Origin of the sequence: Pseudarthrobacter sp. S3, from assembly GCF_050156905.1 — a bacterium.
Classification (GTDB): domain Bacteria; phylum Actinomycetota; class Actinomycetes; order Actinomycetales; family Micrococcaceae; genus Arthrobacter.
Genome location: NZ_CP189583.1, coordinates 3,017,176 through 3,035,973, shown reverse-complemented (window position 1 = coordinate 3,035,973; position 18,798 = coordinate 3,017,176). Strand labels below are relative to the sequence as shown.

Below are 18,798 nucleotides of genomic sequence, written 5' to 3'. Positions count from 1 at the left end.
CGTGCGCCCCGGACCCATCTGGCCCGTAACACTCGAATGTGGCGACCTGATCCTGCGCCCCATCCGGTATCGGGATAAGAAGGAATGGACCCAGGTCCGTGGGCGCAACAGCGAGTGGCTAGCGCCCTGGGAAGCATCCAACCCGGCACCCGGCGGTGCGCTGCCTGACTACCGGCAGATGGTGCGGTCCTTGAAAATCCAGGCTGCCCAGGGGACGGCTTTGCCGTTCCTGATCACTGAGCGCACGCCCAGGTTGGCCGGCCCGGTCATCGTTGGCCAGCTGACTGTGTCCTCGATTGTGTGGGGTTCGGCCATGATGGCCACGCTGGGGTACTGGGTTGACCAGGCGCGCGCCGGTCACGGCATCGCGCCCACGGCGGTGGCCATGGCCACGGACCATTGTTTCCAGGCAATGGGCCTGCACCGGATGGAGATCAACATCCGGCCCGAGAATGGCCCCAGCCTGCGCGTGGTTGAGAAGCTGGGCTTCCGCGACGAAGGCCACCGTCCACGCTTCCTTCACATCAACGGGGAGTGGGCGGACCACCGGTCCTTTGCGCTGACCGCTGACGAGGTCCCGGAGGGGCTGCTCGCGCGGTGGCTCGCGTCCCGGTCCTGACCCGCCGGACCTGAACCGCCCATGGGTACTTCCAAGGTCATAAATCCAATGAATTGCCACGTTGCCGGCGACACACCGTGGCTAATGCGGGGGCGGCTGCCCTAATGCTCATACGGTTTTGATTGTGGACTTCCCCCTAAGCAGCTCAGTGATCCTTGTGGTTGCCGTTGTGCTCTGGATCGTGTGGGTTGCGCCCTACGTTCTGCGGAACCGCCAGCACCAGGTCCAGGCCGCTGGCGACTTCCTGGCGGACGTACCAGCCATTGAATCATCGGACCCGAGAGCCGGGACGGTAATGAACATCGCCGCCCCGCAGGAGAAAGCCATGGAGATCAGGAAGAGCCCCGAAACCGCCACGGAAACGTCCGGCAACGCGACGACGCGCGGCGCGTTCCGGATCCGCTATGGCAGGGCAGGGATCGCCCTCGTTGGTGTCACAGCGTTGCTGAGCGCCTTTGTTTCGGGTGTTCTTCTGCCGTTCGGAATCGGAAGCGCGCTGCTGCCGGTAGCCGGTCTGGCCACCACCGGCGCAGCTGTGGCGGTGCTCCGGACCTTGGCTGTCCGGGACCGCAAAGCGAAGGTGAACGCCGCGTTTCGCTCAGCGATGAGTGCCCCCGTGCAGCGTTCAGGATCTGTCGCCACGAATGCAGCGGCCCGCCCCGCCGCCCGGCCGGAAAGCCGGCTCTTTGACGCCGAGGCCCATCAGCCCAAGCCGAAGCCCGAGCCCCTGACTGCAATGGAACTCCGGGAAGCGGCACTGGCTGTGGCCGTTGCCGCCGGAGATGCCAGCGCCGCCGCTGCTTTGGCGCCGGCCGACACAACCTGGGAACCGGTGGACGTGCCAAGGCCGGTGTACGTTGAGGCCGCCAAGGCCGAGCGCCCGGCGCCCCAGCCGCTTGACCTTCCAGAGGCGCCCAAAGCCGTCGGCAGGCCGTCCCTGAAACAGGGCGTCACCGGAGCCACGCCCGCCGCGACCGCCGCGAAGCCCCTCACCAAGGCGCAGAGCGCCCTGAGCAACCTCGACGACGTCCTGCAGCGCCGCCGCGCCTGATAGCTTGCCAGGGCAGCCCAGACCGTTTGCCAGTCCGGGTGTGGAGTGTCAATTCGCAATGCGGGACGAAAATTTGTAGCCTAAGGTCACCGGTACCGCCGTTCATCAGGGAAGGTGGACTGTTCCGGGGCTATAGCTCAGTTGGTAGAGCGCTTCGTTCGCATCGAAGAGGTCAGGAGTTCGAATCTCCTTAGCTCCACAAATAAAGCCATTTGACCTGCGGAAACGCTGGGTTGAAGGGCTTTTCTCTTGCCTTGCGATCGCTCAAGCATACGGAAACCACACGCAGTTGGGCCGATTCCAGCTTCACGACATGGAATGATGCAGAATAACCCGACTCATCCGAATCCGTAAGAGGTCCGCCGCACCCATTCTTAACCGCCGCGAGAGGAACTGATGAGCCTGCGGTCGACTACCATCACCCGTCACGCCCAGAAGGAAGCGTGGCTGAACAAGGTGCTGCCGCCCGTGGAGCAACTCGGCCGTGACGTGTGGCCCATCCTGTTCCCCGACAACCCCATGCGCTATACCCTGAGCTACATGCTCTTGGGCGACGGCGACGCCGTCCTGATCGATCTGGGCTGGGACAGTGACGCCGGTCTGGACCATCTGGCCGCCGGTCTACGGCAGGCGGGCCTTGGCCTCACCGATCTGACGGGCATTGTGGTTACTCATTTCCACTCGGACCATCTGGGTATGGCCGGCCGCCTGCGGACGGCGTCCGGGGCCTGGGTGGCTCTCAGCGACCGGGAAGTGCGGCGGCTCACCGCCTCCGCTGACCTGGACCTTGTCCTCCGCGCCGACCGCGTGGGCCTGACCTCGTGGGGCGTGCCGGCCGCAGCCGTGCGGAGGTGGCCTTGAACCGCACCGGCCCTCTAGCCTCAGGGCATATCGTTAGCTATCGTTTAGTATCGTTCGCGATCTACTAGGGAGGGCATGATGCATAATTCATTTCCTGCAGGCGGATTTATGGGCAACAACCTGGACGGCATGTGGCAGGCCGTTGAGGAGTTTCGCTCGCGGTTCGAGAAGCGCTCCGGCACCCGTGCGGGTCGAGGGGAGTTGCGGTCGGCAGTGCTGGCACTGCTCGCGGAGCGTCCCATGCACGGATACCAGATCATGCGTGAGATCGAGGAACGCAGCGGCGGCACTTGGATACCCAGTGCCGGATCTGTCTACCCAACACTGCAACTGCTCGCCGATGAGGGGTTCGTAAGCGCTGAGGAATCCAACGGCCGCAAAATCTACTCGTTGACAGAAGCCGGCCGGGAGGACGTCGCGAGTACCGAAACGTCTGCGCCCTGGGACTCCATGGGTCAGGCGTCGGGGACCGGGTTCGCGGCGCTGCCCAAGGCGGGGGTGGAGCTTGCCCAGGCCGCGGCCCAAGTGGGGCGCACCGGATCGTCGAAGCAGGTACAAGAGGCTGTGACAGTGCTCCAGGACGCTCGCCGCCGGCTGTACTCGATCCTCTCCCAGGGCTGAGCCTAGTGACCTCAGTTCGCCGGAACCGGGAAAATCCGATACCCGGCACTGGGGATACCCGAGCCCGTTACCGTCGCATCTTGGGCTTCGCCGCGTGGCATCTTGCGGTGACCTGGTGGTTTGAGCTGTTCCTACCTCGAATCGGGCTAGTCAGGATTGCTGAACGCACCCGAACGCGAAGGATGCGTCGCTTCGCGCAGCGCTTCCATGTGCTCGCGATGGAGCTTGGCGGTCTAATGATCAAAGTGGGTCAGTTCCTGTCGTCGAGGCTCGATGTGCTCCCTCCGGAAATCACCGCTGAACTGGAAGGGCTTCAGGACGAGGTACCGCCCGCTACGTTCCCTGCAATCCGTGGCCTTGCCGAGGCAGAACTGGGTGCGCCGCTGAATGCCGTGTTCGCCTCAGTCGAGGAGGTGCCCATCGCCGCCGCATCCCTCGGGCAGGCGCACGGGGCGCGGCTTCTTCCTGGAAATGCCGCAGACACCGGGCTCGACAATGTGGTGTTGAAGGTGCAGCGGCCTGGCATCCACACGATTGTCGACGTCGATCTGGCCGCCCTGCGCAAAGTGGGAGGCTGGCTCAGCCATGTGCGCTTCGTGTCCAACCGTGCCAACGTGCCTGCGCTGGTCGAGGAGTTCGCGAAGACCAGCCTCGAGGAGATCGACTATTTGAACGAGGCGGCGAACGCAGAACGCTTTGCCGCTGATTTCGCCGACGATGTGAGGGTCACTGTGCCCGGCGTCGTTTGGGAGCGGACCACCCGCCGCGTGCTCACCCTCGAAGATGTCACGGCGATCAAGATCACGGACGCGGAGGCGCTTTTTGCGGCGGGTATCGACCCGGCACAGGTTGCCCCGGTATTCGCGTCGGTCATGTTCGACCAGTTGTTCACGAATGGCTTCTTCCATGCCGATCCGCACCCGGGCAATATCTTTGTCACTCCGATCAAAGATTCATGGGAAGAGCATCCATGGAAGCTGACGTTCATCGACTTCGGCATGATGGGCGAGGTTCAACCCAAGACGCGCAGCGGCCTGCGGAAGCTGCTGATCGCGGCAGCCTCGCGTGACGGGAAGGGTTTGGTGGCGGCGATCAGCGACGTCGGTGTGCTGGTGCCGTCGGCTGACACCGCCGGGCTTGAGCGGGCCATGACGCACCTCTTCGCCCGGTTCGGCGGGATGGGTTTTTCCGAGCTTCGCGAGGTGGACCCGCGGGAGTTCCGTGATTTTGGGCTGGAGTTCGGCGACGTCGTCCGCTCGCTGCCGTTCCAACTGCCGGAGAACTTCCTGCTCATCATCCGTGCGATGTCCCTGACCTCGGGTGTTTGCAGTTCGCTGGACGCAAAGTTCAATCTGTGGGATTCGGTGGAGCCATATGCAGCGCAGCTGCTGCGAGACGAGCGCAGCAATATCGTTCAGGATTTGGCCGCTCAGGCGCTGGATGCCGCAGGGGTGGCCTTGCGTCTCCCGAAACGCCTGGATGGGCTTCTCACCCGAGTCGAGGACGATTCACTGAAGGTGGCCAACCCGCGCCTCGAAAGGCAGCTGGCACGGCTTAGCCGCACGGCACAGCGAGCAGTATCGGTGCTGATATTCGGCGCACTGCTGATCGCGGGTTCAGTGGTCCGGGCGGACGACACAGTGCTCGGCAACGTGCTGATGATCGGGTCGGTGCTTCCGTTGCTCCATGGGCTTTGGGTGGGGCGACTCTAACGTAAACTTGTCCATCGGGGATCAGAAGCTACTAGCACTGGATTGGACACCATCAATGAGTTTGATCCGGCTGAACGACGTCAACGTGAGCTTTGACAAAACCCAGGTTCTCCGCGAAACCTTTTTCAAGCTTGAAGCCGGGGACAGGGTTGGCCTGATCGGCAAGAACGGCTCGGGCAAGTCCACTATCCTGAAGCTGATCCAGGGCCAGGTGGCTCCCGATTCCGGGACCGTCGCCGTCGAGCTCGGAACCAAGGCCGCCTACTTCTCCCAGTTCTCCGAGCTGAACGGCGAATTCACTATTGCGGAGGTCCTGGACGGGCTCTTCGCCCACGTGAAAGAGATCGAAGTCGAGCTGGCCGGCATCGATGCGGCCATCGCCGCCGATTCCTCGGACGCAGCACGGCTGGATGAACTCATCCACCGCCAGTCTGAACTCTTTGAGGCGATGGACCGGCTGGATGGCTGGGACTATCAGCGCAGCATCGATAAAGTACTCACCACCCTCGGCTTCAGCGACCACCACCGCACCTGCGCCATCGACGAACTCTCCGGCGGCTGGCGGAACCGGGCCGCACTGGCAAAGATCCTGTTGGAAGCCCCGGACGTCCTCCTGCTTGATGAACCCACCAACTACCTTGACGTGGCCGGCGTCGAATGGCTCGAAGGCTGGTTCCGGACTTTCAAGGGCGCTGCGATCATCGTCTCGCACGACCGCAAGTTCCTGGACTCCGTGGTCACCCGGATTATCGAGGTGGAGAACTTCCACCTCCACGAATACCCGGGCAACTTCGCCGAATACGTGGTGGCCAAGCAGTTCAAGCTCAAGAGCCTGGAGAGCCAGTTTGTCCACGAGTCCGAGCTGCTGGCCTTCGAAGCCGAAGGCATCTCGGACCGGCGGGAAGCCGCCAAGGCGGCAGGCAAGGGACTCGCAAACCAGTTGGCCAGGATCAAGAAGTCCCGTGCGCCCCGGCCCGTGGACCAGATCATCACGGAGATTTACGGCGGTCTGTACGTCAAGGATGTCCTGTGCCGGGTGGAATCCCTGAGCAAGGCCTACGGTGGCAGGACGTTGTTCAGCGGCCTCACTTTCGAGATCGGGCGCGGTAACCGGATCGCCGTCATCGGGTCCAACGGCAGCGGCAAGACCACGCTGCTCCGGGCGCTCACCGGCGAAGAGCCAGCCGATTCAGGCAGCGTGGCCTGGGCCAAGGGCGCCGGGATGGTCTCCTACAACCAGGTGCTGGAAGAACTCGACGACGACGACACCGTCAGCCACGCGGTCAACGCGATGCCTGACAGCCTGGCCCTGACGGCGACGAAGAAGTCGGTGAACAGGTTTCTTGCTATGTTCCAGTTCTCGGAAGCTGATCTCAAGCAAAAGATTGGCAACCTCTCAGGCGGCCAACGCGCCCGAGTGGCTATGGCCCAGTGCCTGCTCTCGGGTGCTTCGGTCCTGCTGCTGGATGAGCCCACCAACCACCTGGACCTCTCCAGCACCCAGGTCATGGAGCGTGCCCTGCTGCATTTCCCAGGTGCGGTGGTGGTGGTCAGCCACGACCGTTTCTTTACGGAGAAAATTGCCAACCGGCGTCTGGTTTTCAGCGCTGCAGACTCAGGCCACGGGAGCGTGGAACTCCACGTCGCCTGAGGCTCGGCGAGCCCCGGGGCTCGCAGCCTCCGGCCCTACAGCCAGCCTTTCCTTTTGAAAATGGTGTACATCAGGGCGGCGGTGCCGGCCATCAGCGCGATGGCCATAGGGTAGCCCAGAGCCCAGTGAAGTTCCGGCATGTGGTCGAAGTTCATGCCGTAGACGCCGGCCACGAAGGAAGGTGCGAAGAAGATCGCCGCCCACGAGGAGATCTTCTTGACCTGTTCGTTCTGTTCCGCGCTGGCCTCGTTCTGCCGGTTGGCGGTCAGCGTTCCGTCCAGCGTGAGGGCGTTCTGCAACAGGTCGCGAAATGAATCCGCGCGGGAGATGACCCGCTCCACGTGGTCCTCGACGTCCCGCAGGCTGTGCTGCAGTTCAGAGTCCACGCCGTACTTTTCAAAGCCACGCTTGAGCTGCTGCATCATGTCCGGCAGGGGATGGATGGCGCGCTGGAACTGGATGACTTCGCGGGCCAGTTCATAGATGCGGCGGGAGACGGTGGTGTCCCCGCTGAAGAGCTGGTCCTCGATCTCGTCTATGTCGTTTTCCAGCCCGGCCACCACCGGTGCGTAGTCGTCCACCACAAGGTCCAGCAGGGCGTAGAGAACGGCTTCCGGGCCGTGCCGGAGCAGGTCGGGGCGGCCTTCAAGGCGCCGCCTGACGCGGGCAACGCCGGCCATTTCGGCATGGCGGATGGTGACCACGAAATTCCGGCCGGTGAAGATGTGCAGTTCGCCGAACTCCACGGTCTCGGTGGCGTCCAGGTACCGCGCCGGGCGCAGCACCGTAAAAAGATTGTCCTCGTAGCGTTCAAGCTTGGGCCGCTGGTGCGCCGAAATGGCGTCCTCCACCGCCAGGGCGTGCAGCCCGAATTCTGTGGCCACAGCCGTCATTTCCGCCGCCGTGGGCCGGTACAGCCCGATCCAGGCCATGCCTCCGTGCTCGGAGAGGGTTTCGAAGGTCTGTTCCAGGCTCTGCGGCTCTGCGCTGCGGACGCCGTCCACGTAGACGGCATTGTCGATGATGGTCACGTCAGGGCATGGTCCCGATGATGGCGCCGGCCACCGTCATGGCGAACAGATCGTGTCCGGAATCGATCAGCGTGACAGCGGTCGGGCGGCCTGCGAACCCGTTATGGATGACATGCCCGCCAGCGCGGAACACCAGCGCTAGCACCAGGGCGAACCCGCCGCCCGCCGCTGCGCTATCCAGGCCCAGCGTGCTGGTCAGGACCGCCAGCAGGATGGCAGTCACGGCGGCCGCAACCATCATGGGAACCCAGATCCCCGCGCCGCCGCCAATGTTCTTCAGGTCCTCTTCAGTCTTTCCGATGGCGGCCATCCACCGCTTGCCCAGCACTGCCGGCATGTACCAGATAAAGCCGATCGCCATGCTCGAGACGAAGGCCAGTGCCACGGCGAGCCAGTTGATCTGTGAAATATGTGAAAGCCAATCCATGCTCGAATCCTAACTGCCATCAGGGGAGCCGCCGCCGCGCCCGGACAATTACTTGGGCCGTGTTGGGGTGCCGGGCACGGCCTGTGCGAGGCGGCTGATGAGGGGTTCGGTCCGGTACGGAATGTGCGTGTGGAGAGCCAGTACAGTCTCGGTCCGGATGACGCCCTTGATGCGGAGGATCTGGCGGAGGGCGGACTGCAGATTGTGCGTATCGGTGGCCACCACCCGGCACCACACGTCACCTCGCCCCGAGATCTCATGGACCTCCAGGACCTGGGGGAGCAGCCGGAGGGCGCCCACAACTCCGTCCAGTTCCCGGTGCGTCACTTCGATCGTGACGAAGGCGACGACGTCGTACCCCACCGACTCAAGGTCGATCTCGCGGCCGCCGTCGTGGAGCACCCCGGCGCGGAGCAGGCGCCGGACACGCGACTGCGCTGTGTTGCGCGCAATCCCCAGCGCCTCGGCCAACTCGCCGATCTGGATGCGGGGATCGCGGATGAGTTCCACGAGGATCTTCAGATCCGTGGGATCAAGGGTAGGCAAAGCGTCACTTTCAGTTATTTGAGGAACCAAGAATTGCGTACTTTGCTCAATTGTTCCACGAACTAACGCCCAATCAGTCAGCCCTGAAGCATTCTGTAGGTATCAATTCCCATCCGGGGCGGCGTCCCACAAGGACCTCCCGCCCCGGTCGACGCCAAGGCAGCAGCAATGACAGTCTTTAATGAACTCCGTATGCGTCCGGCCACAGCCGGGCGTCAGGGCTGGGATGCATCCACCACGGCACGGCTGGTGATGGCAGGTGCCGTCATCTTCACCTTGCTGGTCGGAGCGAACCTGGCCACGCCCCTGTATCCGCTGCTCCAGGCAAACCTTGGCCTCTCGGCACTTGGGGTCACGGCGGCCTTTGCCAGCTATGTCCTGGCGCTGGTGGCCACATTGATGCTGGCCGGCCACTGGTCGGACCACATCGGCCGGCGGGCGGCGCTCATCCTGGCTGTACTGGCCGGGCTGGCGGGCAGTTGGGTCTTCTCACAGGCCGGAAACCTGGTGGCGCTTTCGGCCGGACGGGCCCTTCAGGGCGTGGCCGTTGCCCTGGCCACCGGTGCCAGTGCCGCCGCGCTGCGGGAATTGCTCCCGTCCCGGCCGGAATGGGCCACACGCTTCACCCTGTTGGCTACGGCGGGTGGAGTGGCGGCCGGTCCCGTCATCGGCGGCCTGTTGTCGCTGCTGCCGGGGCCCACCACCGCCCCGTACTACGTTCACTCGCTGGTCCTGGCGGCAATGCTGGTGCCGCTCTACCTGCTTCAGGCCCGGCCGGCCATCAAGCCTCCGGCTGGCCCGCGCCCCGTCATGGTCCTGGCGCCCCGCCGGCCCGCGGTATCCACTGAAGCGCGGGGCGCGTTCTGGCTCGCGGCCGCCGTCGGATTCCTCAGCTTCTCCGTCTTTGGATTTTGCCTGTCGCTGGCACCGGCCTATTTCGCCCCGATCATTCAGACCGATTCACGGCCGTTGATCGGCGCCCTGGCCGGGATGACGCTCGCGGCCTCGGCGCTGAGCCAGGTACTGTCCGTGCGGGGACGCTTTGTGGTGCCCGCGGGGCTGGCAGTCTTGGGAGCCTCGGTGCTGCTCCTGGCCGCAGCGGCCGCCTGGAGCAGTCCGCTGCTGCTGGCCGCCGCCAGCGTCTGCGCGGGGCTGGGCCAGGGGGTCGCCTTCCGCACGGTCTTCAATGATGTGGCCGCCAAGGTGGAATCGTCACAGCACGCCCAGGTCATCAGCACCGTTTATGTCATCACGTACCTGGGCAGCGCCGTGCCGGTCATTGGACTGGGCTGGGCTACAGCGGTGTTCGGGCTGCCGACGGCGGTCACGGGCTTCGTAGTGCTATGCAGCGCCGCCGCACTGGCGCTGTCCGCGGTCACGTTTCGGAAAGCGCTGCCGCACGGAGGCTAATCCGGCAGGGGACCATGGTTTCCCTGGATGTGCTCAAAGACGAGGGTGGTCTCGGTGTGGCCCACCACAGGATCGGTGGCCAGGTTGTCGAGGACCCAGTCCCGCAGGTCCTCGGTGCTGGCAACGGCGATGTGCAGCAGGTAGTCCACGGAGCCTGACGTGTGGAAGGTGGAGAGGACTGCGGGCAGGTGCGGAACGCGGGCCGTGAAGCGGTCGATCTGGTCCCTGTCGTGGGCCCGCAACCGGACGGCCACGAGCGCTTGGACGGACCTGCCGATGGCCGAGAGGCTGAGCTTCGCCTCAAATCCCTGGACAATGCCACGTTCGGATAATGCGCGGGTCCGCATGAGCGCGGTGGACGGTGCAATGCCCACGAGTTCTGCCAACTGCTTGTTGGAGATCCGTGCATCGTCCACCAAGGCGGCCAGAAGCCGTTCATCGATGGCATCCAGCGGCTCAAAGTGGCTGGCCGGCCGGATGCTTTTTGGGTTGCTGCTCATGGAATCTCCTTGAATGTCCGTCAGTTCATCCTAGACGCCGGATTCCTGTTGATCACCCCGGAACGCAACCATCCCTGCCGAACAATCGCCAGACACACTTGCCATTTAATGGCGGATAGTTCTACGGCCGCGCGGCTTCCGCCCGCCCTTGTGTGGCGGCCGTGCGGTTTCGTCGTTCCCCCGGGGATGTACGACGGCGACTGTCACCGCCGTGATGCACGCCAGGACCATGATCGCCACGGCAAGCGCCGTCCAGCCCAGGGACTGGAACACCAGTCCGCCCGCCCAGCCGATGAAGCTCGAGCCCAGGTAATAGGCCAGATTGTAGAGCGACGACGCCTGGGCACGGCCGGTGGTGGCGATGCTTCCGGTCCAGCCTGCACCGATGCTGTGGGCAGCGAAGAAGCCGCCGGTGAAGATCACCAGGCCGGCAAGGATCAGGGCGAGCACCGGCATCAGCGTCAGTGCCAGCCCAACCACCATCAGGGTGATGCCCGCAAGCAGCACATTTCTGCGGCCAAACCTCGCTGTCAGCCCGCCGGCCCAGCGCGACGAAATCGTTCCCGAAAGGTAGGCCAGGAAGATCAGGCTGATGAAGGTGGCCGGCAGCGTGTAAGGCTCAGCGGACAGGCGGAAGCCAAGGTAGTTGTAGACGGCTACAAACCCGCCCATCATGAGGAAGGCCTGGATGTAGAGCGCCAGAAGCCGGGGATTGCGCACATGTCCGCCGAGCCTCGCCATGGCACCCCGGACCCCGGAGGCTTTGGCGGCTGTGAATCCCTTGGCCTGCGGTACCAGAACGAGGAAGAGTGCCGCGGCCACTGTTGCCAGCAGGGAAACGGCCAAAGCGGCTGTGCGCCAGCCCCAGAGCTCACCTGCCGGCCCTGCCACCAGCCGGCCGGCCAGTCCGCCCAGCGTGGTGCCGGCAACATAGCTGCCTGCGGCCATGGCCGCATGGGCCCTGTTCACTTCCTCGTTCAGGTAGGCGATGGCGATGGCCGGGATCCCGCCCAGCGCCATTCCTTCAAACAGCCGCAAAGCAAGCAGCGCGCCGAACGTGGGGGCGAGGGGTACCAGCAGGCCCAGTACGGTGGCGGCGGAGATGCCCCAGGCCATGGCCTTGACCCGGCCGATCCTGTCCGCGAGGAAGGACCAGGGAATGACGGTGATGGCCAGGCCCACAGTGGCCAGCGATATAGTCAACGCCGCCTCTGCCGCGGTCACTTTCAGGTCTGCGGCCAGGAGCGGCAGTACTGCCTGGGTGGAGTAGAGCTGGGCGAATGTGGCCACGCCCGCGAAGGCCAGGCCGGCCAAGATCTTGTTGTAGGCAGCGGAGCCTTTGGGATGTCCCGCCCAGCCGCCCTGCGGTGGAGCGAATGGTCCCGGGGCCGCGGTATTTTGTGGCATAGCCCAAGGGTAGGCTTCCGCAATGTATGCTTCCAATGCATCTTTAAGAAGCAATTCATGTCAATAGTGGAACGTTTGGAGAGGTGGGGCCAATGCACGCCGACCACAAGCAGTTGGTGAAGCTCCTGCCGCTGCTGCCTATCCTGGCTGAGCTGGGCCGGACCCAGCACGTCACGGAAACGGCCGAGTTCCTTGGAGTACCCCAGTCCACGGTGAGCCGGGCACTGTCCCGGGCCAGCGCCGTCGTCGGAACCGAACTGCTGATCCGTGACGGACGGGGCATCCGCCTCACGGCGGCCGCCCGGACGCTGCTCCCATACATCGAGTCGGCCCTGACCGAATTCCAGGCCGGGCTGGACCTGGTCCGGCACGAGTCGGACGTGGTGCGGGGAAAAGTGGCGCTCTCCTTTCAGCACACGTTCGGCGAGGCCACCCTGCCGTTGCTCATCAGCGCCTTCCGCAGCCGCCATCCGGAGGCCGGCTTCATCCTCCGACAGGGGGCGCGGGACGCCTGCCTCGCGGAACTCGCCTCGGGCCAGGTGGATCTGTCACTGACAGCACCGGTTCCGTCCGCAAGCAGCATCATCTCCTCGGAGTCGCTCTACCGTGAGCCCCTTCGCCTGGTGGTTCACCACGGCCATCCGCTGGCCGGCCGGGGCAGCGTCAGTGTGCAGGACATCCGCCGGGACCCTTTCGTGGCGCTGGAGCCGGGGTACGGCATGCGGTCATTGACCGATGCGCTGTTCCGCGAGGCAGGATTCCGGCCGCGGATCGCGTTCGAAAGCCAGGACTCCCACACAGTCCGTGGTCTGGTCGCCGCGGGCCTTGGTGTCAGCATCCTCCCGCCCGGCGGCAATGCGCCGGGGCGCCATGTCAGCCCGGAAACGGGCAATCTGGGCTGGGTCGAGCTTGCCTTGGAGTCCGGCCTGGCCTACCGCGAGATCGGGTTGGGCTGGCGGCGCCGGAAGCCCGGTCCCGATGCCGAGCCCTATCCTGTCCGCTTCTTCCGGGAGATGGTCCTGCAGGAGGGGCCCCACCTGCTGGCGGGCCTGGTGGCCGCCCGCTCAGGGACGGGATAAGCGCGGGATGTTGAGGCACAACGTGTTGAGACACGACGGCGGCCCGCGGCCCGGCCGCGATTCGCCGGCAGCATTTCAGTAGGCTGGGTGCGTGACTGACAGCGAGCACCCCCAGACCGCATTGCCCGGAAACCACCAGGCGGGCGGCGCCGCGTCCGCCCCGGGTCCCCTCGCGGGGGTCATCATCGGCCTGGACATCGGCGGTACAAAGACCCGCGGCGTCAGGTTTGAGGACGGAGTAGCCGTCGCCGACGAGTCCGCCGGCAGTTCCAACGTCCAGAACGTCAGCCGCAAACAGGCGGCACTGAACCTCGCGGATCTCTTCTCCCGGATCGGCGGCGGCCAGGTGGCCCACGTGTATGCGGGGGCCGGGGGCATTGATACCGACGACGACGCCGCCGCCCTGGCCGCGCTGATAGAACCCCATGTTCCGGGAGCCAAAGTCACGGTGGTCCACGATTCGCGGCTGCTGCTGGCCGCGGGCGGAGCCAGCACCGGTGTTGCCGTGATCGCAGGAACCGGCTCCGCAGCCTGGGGACGGAACGCCGCCGGCGACGAGGCCCGGGCCGGCGGCTGGGGCTACCTGCTTGGTGACGAAGGCAGCGGCTACTGGCTGGGCCGTGAGGCGGTCCGGCACAGCCTGCGCCGGATGAACCAGGGACTCCCGGCGGACCAGCTGACCGAGGCTCTGCTTGCCTCGTGCGGAGTGGACCACCCCAACCGGCTGATTGCGCTCTTTCATTCCCCGGATACCGGCCGCCGGTTCTGGGCCCAGCAGGCACGCCTGGTGGTGGACGCGGCAGCGGCTGGCCACCCGGCGTGCCTGGAGCTGCTGGACCAGGCCGGCAAAGACCTTGCCGGCCTGGCTGCCCAGGCATTGCAGAAGCTTGGCATCGACGGACCGGTTATTCTCGGCAGCGGACTGGGCATGAACGTGGTCCCGCTGCAGGACTCTTTCCGGAGCCATCTGGCTGCCGTCGGCGTCACCGATGTCCGTGTCCTGGACCAGGATCCCGTGTTTGGCGTCCTGAAGCTGGTCTCGGAAGGGTCAGGGGCCCACTGACCGCTTCCGTGGTGTCAGCCTGACGGCCGGCATGATGGGGGCGGGGATGCGTCCGGTTTCGGCGCCTGCGTCCGGGCCGTGCCCCTCAACCAGCCCGTAGCGTGCCCCACGCGCGGCATCGTCGGCCAGTGCCGCCTGCGCTTCCCAGTCCTGACGCGCCTGCTCCACTTCGTCGTGCGTGCGGCCCACGAAGTTCCACCACATCAGCAGCTCCTCTTGAAACGGCTCCCCGCCGATCAGGAGGAACCGGGTTCCGGGCAGGGCCTGGAACTCCAGTGACGGGCGTCCCGCGCCCAGGTAGCCCAGCGGACCGGGCGGGACCTCCTGTCCGTCCAGCGTCAGCCCGCCGTCGAGCACCAGCACGGCATGCTCAAAATGTGCGTTCAGTGGCAGTACGGCCGGCCCCGCGCAGGAGATGTCTGCTCCGACGATGGGGGAGTACATCGTGGCCGGTGACACCGCCCCGGCGAATTCGCCCACCATCACAGTCGCAGTGAAACCCGGCCCCGTCACCGAGGGCAGTTCCCGGTGCTGCTCGAACGCGGGTTCGCGGTGGCGTTCAGCCTCCGGCAACGCTACCCAGAGCTGCAGGCCGCGCTGCACGGGCAACTGCGCGGCGGCGTCGGGATCCAGCCGGACGGCGAACTCCGAGTGGGACACCCCGTGCCCGGCGGTCATGATGTTCAGCTCACCCGGACGGACCACAACATCGCTGCCCACGCTGTCCCGGTGCCGGATGTTCCCGGCAAGTGGCCAGGTGACCGTCTGCAGCCCGGTGTGCGGGTGCGGGAGAACGGCCAGGGCGGTGCGGTCCGGGCCGAAACTGTCCAGGAAACACCAGGCGCCGATGGTGGGTAAACCCCGCTGCGGCAGCGTGCGCCGGACGGTCATGGCCCGCACGCCACCCAGCGGAACCTCCCGTTCGGGCCAGATCTGGAGGCAGGGTTCGGACGTCCCTTCAGGGCCGGCGGGCGGACAAAGTTCCTGTTGGGGAGCTACTTCCAAGTTGGTCACGGTCCAACTCTAGGCGCGGGCAGGGCCGGGCGTAAGCGCATCCCGGCACGGGGTGATCGGGGGGACCCATCCACGCGGGGTTGTGCAACGAATGATTACAGTAGGGATTCTCTTGCCCGGATTGCCCGCAGATCCAGTTACGCTGATCACGGATTGCGTTACCGTAAATATCAGTGAACTTATGACCCAACACTGTCCGATGCCGTCCAACAGAACAGGTAAGTCCGGGAATGGACCCAGCCATGATTGAGTTCCAGAGCGTCACCAAGCAGTATCAGGGCGGGCAGCCTGCTGTGGACCAGCTCACCATGTCCATCGACAAGGGCTCAATCACCGTATTTGTGGGGCCATCCGGCTGCGGCAAGACCACGTCGCTGCGGATGATCAACCGCATGGTGGAACCGACGTCCGGTGCGATCACCGTGGACGGGCGGGACGTGACCTCGGTGCCTGCCGCGGAACTGAGACGGTCCATGGGCTACGTCATGCAGTCTTCCGGGCTGATGCCGCACCGTTCGGTGCTGGACAACATCGCCACCGTGCCCCGGCTCAACGGCGTTACCAAGGCTGAAGCCCGCAAACGCGCAACGGACCTGCTCGACGTCGTCGGGCTGGCTTCCGCGCTCGGGAAGCGTTACCCGTCCCAGCTCTCCGGCGGCCAGCAGCAGCGAGTCGGTGTAGCCCGGGCGCTCGCAGCCGATCCACCCGTCCTGCTGATGGACGAACCGTTCAGCGCCGTTGACCCCGTGGTGCGTGACGAATTACAGCAGGAACTCCTGAGGCTGCAGAAGGACCTCGCAAAAACCATCGTTTTCGTCACGCACGATATCGACGAGGCAACCATTCTTGGCGACAAGGTGGCCGTTTTCGCTGTCGGCGGCCGGCTGGCCCAGTACGCCACCCCTGAGGAAATCCTTCGGGCACCGGCGAATGATTTTGTGGCTTCCTTTGTGGGGCGGGACCGTGGCTTCCGCCATTTGGGGTTCACCACGTCCGACGCCGTCACCATCCACCCGGTGCCCACGCTTGTGATGAGTGCCGGCCAGTTTGCCGGCGATCCCGCCGCGGTGACCGACTGGCAGCTCGTGGTGGATCCGGACCTGCGCCCCCTGGGCTGGGCAAAGCCGGGGACGGACTCTGAGCTCATCCCCGGCGGGTCACTCTTCCGCCCAGGTGAGACCCTGCGGAGGGCACTGGACTCGGCCCTATCGTCCCCGTCCGGCCAAGGTGTGGCGGTGGATGGCGACGGCAAGGTCCTGGGAACCGTGAAGGCTCAGGAAGTCCTCGGCGTGATTGAAGAGGCCCGCCAGGTCCGGCAGGCGGCGCTCTGATGGATTGGTTCCTGGCAAACGGTGGCATGGTCATGGGATTGGCCGGCCAGCACCTGGTCTTGGCCCTCATTCCGATGGTGCTGGGGCTGGTTATTTCCATTCCGTTGGCGCAGTTGGCGCGGACCCACCCGGCACTTCGGTCGGTGGTAGTCACGGCAAGTTCATTGTTGTACACCGTCCCCTCGCTGGCGCTGTTCATCATCCTGCCCTCGATTCTCGGAACCCGGATCCTGGACCCGCTCAACGTCATTGTTGCCCTGACCATCTATGCGGTGGCGCTGCTGGTCCGGGCCGCCCTGGATGCTTTTGACTCCGTAGGGGAGGATCTCCGGCAGGCTGCTATGGCCATGGGGTACACGCCGTGGCCCCGCTTTGTCCAGATTGACCTGCCGCTCTCTCTGCCGGTGATGTTCGCGGGACTGCGGGTGGTTTCCGTCAGCAACATCTCTTTGGTGAGCGTCGCGGCACTCCTGGGCGTGGGGAACCTGGGCATGCTGTTTACGGATGGACTGCAACGGAACTTCGTCACGGAAGTGGTGGTGGGAATCATTGCCATCCTCGTCCTCGCACTGCTGATGGATGCCGTGCTGGTCGTCCTGGAAAGGCTGCTGACGCCGTGGACCCGCGCCGCTAAGACCTCTGGCCCGCCGGCGACTTCGGCCGCCGGCTATCTGGCCGATGCCAACGTCCACGCCGGGGCCTCACCATGAGCAATATTTTTGTGGACACCCTCGCCTGGATTGCTGATCCCCTGCACTGGACCGGCAGTTCCGGCATCCCCGTCCGGCTCTTGGAGCACCTCCAGTACAGCGGGCTTGTCTTTCTGATTGCCACGGCCATCGCCGTTCCGGCCGGGCTCTACATCGGACACACGGGCCGTGGGCGCGTGGTGGCAGTAGCGGTGGCAGGTGCGCTGCGGGCGCTGCCTACCCTGGGCCTGTTGGTCCTTTTCGCGCTCCTGGCCGGGAGCAGCCTGATGCCGCCGGTGTGGGCGCTGGTCATCCTGACCGTGCCGCCGCTCCTTGCCGGAACGTACGCCGGCATTTCGAGTGTGGACAGGACCATGGTGGATGCTGCCCGGGCCATGGGGATGACCGAGCTGCAGATCCTGTTCCGGGTTGAGCTGCCCAACGGGCTGCTGGTTATGTTCGGCGGCGTCCGAACGGCAGTTCTGCAGGTCATCGCGACGGTTTCCGTGGTTGCGTACCTCCCCTTGGGCGGCTTGGGCCGCTATCTTTTTGATGGCTTGGCGCTGCAGGACTTCCCGCGGATGCTTGCCGGGTCCTTGTTGATTGCAGGGCTGGCCATCATCGTTGACCTCATCCTTGCCGCGGCGCAAAGAGTCCTTCTTTCGCCTGGCCTCACATCCGATCTGCACGGTGGCCAGCAGGCCGCCGCTGATCTCCCAGCTGCCGCGCCTGCGTCAGCTGCCGTTCAAGGAGGTACCCCATGAAAGACAACATCAGGACAATCCTTACCCGCCGGGGACTGGCCGGCATGGCTGCTGGCGTCGGCCTTGCCGTTGCGCTGACAGCCTGCGGCGGGAGCGACCCGTTGGCAACCCCCAGCACCAGTGCCGGGAGCGCCGGCGGCGGATCATTGGTGGTCGGCTCTGCTGATTTCCCGGAGAGCCAGATTGTGGCAGAGATCTATGCCGGGGCACTGACTGCTGCAGGGGTCACGGCAACCACCAAGCCGAATATCGGTTCCCGCGAGATCTACTTCAAGGCCGTCCAGGACGGCTCCGTGGACCTGGTGCCCGACTACTCAGGCAACCTGCTGTCGTTCGTTAATACGTCGGCGTCGGAGGTCTCTGCCGACGACATCGTCAAAGCCCTGCCTGGAAAACTTCCCGACGGGCTGGCCATCCTGGAGGCATCCAAGGCAGAGGATAAAGACGCCATGGTGGTCACCAAGGCCACAGCCGAGAAGTACCAGCTCAAGTCCATCGAGGACCTGGCCAAGGTCTGCAAGGACCTCACTATCGGTGCGCCGGCGACGTTCGAGACCCGCCAATACGGCCTTCCGGGGCTTAAGGACAAGTACGGCTGTGAACTCAAGGCGCTCAAGCCGTTCAGTGACGGCGGCGGAAACCTGACCCTGCAGGCCCTCCTCACTGATGACGTCCAGGTAGCCGACATCTACACCACTACCCCGTCCATCGCGGACAACGACCTTGTGGTGCTGGAGGATCCGAAGAACAACTTCAAGGCCCAGCAGGTCCTGCCGCTCTACAACAAGGCAAAAATGACCGACAAGGCAAAGGATGCGCTCAATGCCGTATCGAAGATCCTGACCACTGAGGATCTGGTCAGCCTCAACCGTGCAGTCAGCGGCAGCCAGAAGCAGAATGCCAAAGACGCCGCCGCAACCTGGCTCAAGGACAAGGGCATCGTCAAGTAACACCTGACTCCACAACGCAAATCACGACGGCGGCTGCCGGACCCACACGGGCCGGCAGCCGCCGTCGTCTGC

General features: G+C 64.9%; 19 protein-coding genes and 1 tRNA gene. 14 read left to right on the top strand and 6 right to left on the bottom strand.

Features of this window, described 5'->3' with window-relative positions:
- Position 1 precedes the first annotated feature (1 nt).
- The 7 genes from ACQCSV_RS14530 to ACQCSV_RS14500 all read left to right on the top strand — a co-directional run bounded on the left by ACQCSV_RS14530 (position 2) and on the right by ACQCSV_RS14500 (position 6,515).
- The gene (locus ACQCSV_RS14530) at positions 2–619 is read left to right on the top strand and encodes a GNAT family protein (protein ID WP_354153388.1); all 618 of its coding nucleotides are present in this window, start codon (positions 2–4) and stop codon (positions 617–619) included.
- 148 nt (positions 620–767) lie between these two features.
- Complete coding sequence (locus ACQCSV_RS14525) at positions 768–1,670, top strand: hypothetical protein (protein ID WP_426939570.1); 903 nt, start codon at positions 768–770, stop codon at positions 1,668–1,670.
- A 126-nt stretch (positions 1,671–1,796) separates the two neighbouring features.
- Positions 1,797–1,869: transfer RNA gene (locus ACQCSV_RS14520), tRNA-Ala, on the top strand.
- A 197-nt stretch (positions 1,870–2,066) separates the two neighbouring features.
- Positions 2,067–2,531, top strand: coding sequence for an MBL fold metallo-hydrolase (locus ACQCSV_RS14515; protein ID WP_354153389.1), 465 nt, complete (start codon positions 2,067–2,069; stop codon positions 2,529–2,531).
- 78 nt (positions 2,532–2,609) lie between these two features.
- The gene (locus tag ACQCSV_RS14510; protein WP_354153777.1) at positions 2,610–3,152 is read left to right on the top strand and encodes a PadR family transcriptional regulator; all 543 of its coding nucleotides are present in this window, start codon (positions 2,610–2,612) and stop codon (positions 3,150–3,152) included.
- Between the two features lie 5 nt (positions 3,153–3,157).
- Positions 3,158–4,864 carry an AarF/UbiB family protein gene (locus tag ACQCSV_RS14505; RefSeq protein ID WP_354153390.1) on the top strand — a complete coding sequence of 569 codons (1,707 nt, stop codon included), beginning with the start codon at positions 3,158–3,160 and terminating at the stop codon, positions 4,862–4,864.
- 55 nt (positions 4,865–4,919) lie between these two features.
- Positions 4,920–6,515, top strand: coding sequence for an ABC-F family ATP-binding cassette domain-containing protein (locus tag ACQCSV_RS14500; protein WP_354153391.1), 1,596 nt, complete (start codon positions 4,920–4,922; stop codon positions 6,513–6,515).
- Between the two features lie 35 nt (positions 6,516–6,550).
- Here ACQCSV_RS14500 and corA read toward each other — a convergent pair whose 3' ends face one another.
- From corA to ACQCSV_RS14485, 3 genes are read right to left on the bottom strand one after another with little or no spacing between them, the layout of a single operon-like run.
- Positions 6,551–7,546 carry a magnesium/cobalt transporter CorA gene (gene corA / locus ACQCSV_RS14495; protein WP_354153392.1) on the bottom strand — a complete coding sequence of 332 codons (996 nt, stop codon included), beginning with the start codon at positions 7,544–7,546 and terminating at the stop codon, positions 6,551–6,553.
- A 1-nt stretch (position 7,547) separates the two neighbouring features.
- On the bottom strand, positions 7,548–7,973 hold the full coding sequence (locus ACQCSV_RS14490; RefSeq protein ID WP_426938662.1) for a DUF1761 domain-containing protein: 426 nt from the start codon (positions 7,971–7,973) through the stop codon (positions 7,548–7,550).
- A 48-nt stretch (positions 7,974–8,021) separates the two neighbouring features.
- Positions 8,022–8,519, bottom strand: a complete 498-nt coding sequence (locus tag ACQCSV_RS14485; protein WP_282328744.1) for an Lrp/AsnC family transcriptional regulator — start codon at positions 8,517–8,519, stop codon at positions 8,022–8,024.
- 168 nt (positions 8,520–8,687) lie between these two features.
- On the opposite strand from ACQCSV_RS14485, the gene ACQCSV_RS14480 reads away from it, so the two are divergent.
- Entirely contained in the window at positions 8,688–9,929 is a 1,242-nt protein-coding gene (locus tag ACQCSV_RS14480; RefSeq protein WP_354153394.1) for an MFS transporter, read from the top strand.
- Here the strand turns inward: ACQCSV_RS14480 and ACQCSV_RS14475 are convergent.
- Together ACQCSV_RS14475 and ACQCSV_RS14470 are read right to left on the bottom strand one after the other, a co-directional pair.
- On the bottom strand, positions 9,926–10,429 hold the full coding sequence (locus ACQCSV_RS14475) for an Lrp/AsnC family transcriptional regulator (RefSeq protein ID WP_056344094.1): 504 nt from the start codon (positions 10,427–10,429) through the stop codon (positions 9,926–9,928). The two genes, ACQCSV_RS14480 and ACQCSV_RS14475, sit on opposite strands and share 4 nt — an antisense overlap.
- A 105-nt stretch (positions 10,430–10,534) precedes the next feature.
- Positions 10,535–11,836 (bottom strand): MFS transporter, encoded by a 1,302-nt coding sequence (locus ACQCSV_RS14470; RefSeq protein WP_354153395.1) that lies wholly within the window; start codon positions 11,834–11,836, stop codon positions 10,535–10,537.
- Between the two features lie 92 nt (positions 11,837–11,928).
- Here ACQCSV_RS14470 and ACQCSV_RS14465 point away from each other — a divergent pair, with 92 nt between their 5' ends.
- Positions 11,929–12,915 (top strand): LysR substrate-binding domain-containing protein, encoded by a 987-nt coding sequence (locus ACQCSV_RS14465; RefSeq protein WP_354153396.1) that lies wholly within the window; start codon positions 11,929–11,931, stop codon positions 12,913–12,915.
- 121 nt (positions 12,916–13,036) lie between these two features.
- Positions 13,037–13,978, top strand: coding sequence for a BadF/BadG/BcrA/BcrD ATPase family protein (locus ACQCSV_RS14460; RefSeq protein ID WP_354153778.1), 942 nt, complete (start codon positions 13,037–13,039; stop codon positions 13,976–13,978).
- Here the strand turns inward: ACQCSV_RS14460 and ACQCSV_RS14455 are convergent.
- A complete protein-coding gene (locus ACQCSV_RS14455; RefSeq protein ID WP_354153397.1) occupies positions 13,964–14,992 on the bottom strand; it encodes a pirin family protein in 1,029 nt (342 codons plus the stop codon). The two genes, ACQCSV_RS14460 and ACQCSV_RS14455, sit on opposite strands and share 15 nt — an antisense overlap.
- Before the next feature lie 230 nt (positions 14,993–15,222).
- On the opposite strand from ACQCSV_RS14455, the gene ACQCSV_RS14450 reads away from it, so the two are divergent.
- From ACQCSV_RS14450 to ACQCSV_RS14435, 4 genes are read left to right on the top strand one after another with little or no spacing between them, the layout of a single operon-like run.
- Positions 15,223–16,323 (top strand): ATP-binding cassette domain-containing protein, encoded by a 1,101-nt coding sequence (locus ACQCSV_RS14450; protein WP_354153398.1) that lies wholly within the window; start codon positions 15,223–15,225, stop codon positions 16,321–16,323.
- Positions 16,323–17,033 carry an ABC transporter permease gene (locus tag ACQCSV_RS14445; protein WP_354153399.1) on the top strand — a complete coding sequence of 237 codons (711 nt, stop codon included), beginning with the start codon at positions 16,323–16,325 and terminating at the stop codon, positions 17,031–17,033. The genes ACQCSV_RS14450 and ACQCSV_RS14445 overlap by 1 nt, the downstream gene beginning before the upstream one ends.
- On the top strand, positions 17,030–17,776 hold the full coding sequence (locus tag ACQCSV_RS14440; protein ID WP_354153400.1) for an ABC transporter permease: 747 nt from the start codon (positions 17,030–17,032) through the stop codon (positions 17,774–17,776). Before ACQCSV_RS14445 ends, ACQCSV_RS14440 begins: the two co-directional genes overlap by 4 nt.
- The gene (locus tag ACQCSV_RS14435; RefSeq protein WP_354153401.1) at positions 17,773–18,726 is read left to right on the top strand and encodes an ABC transporter substrate-binding protein; all 954 of its coding nucleotides are present in this window, start codon (positions 17,773–17,775) and stop codon (positions 18,724–18,726) included. The genes ACQCSV_RS14440 and ACQCSV_RS14435 overlap by 4 nt, the downstream gene beginning before the upstream one ends.
- Positions 18,727–18,798 lie beyond the last annotated feature (72 nt).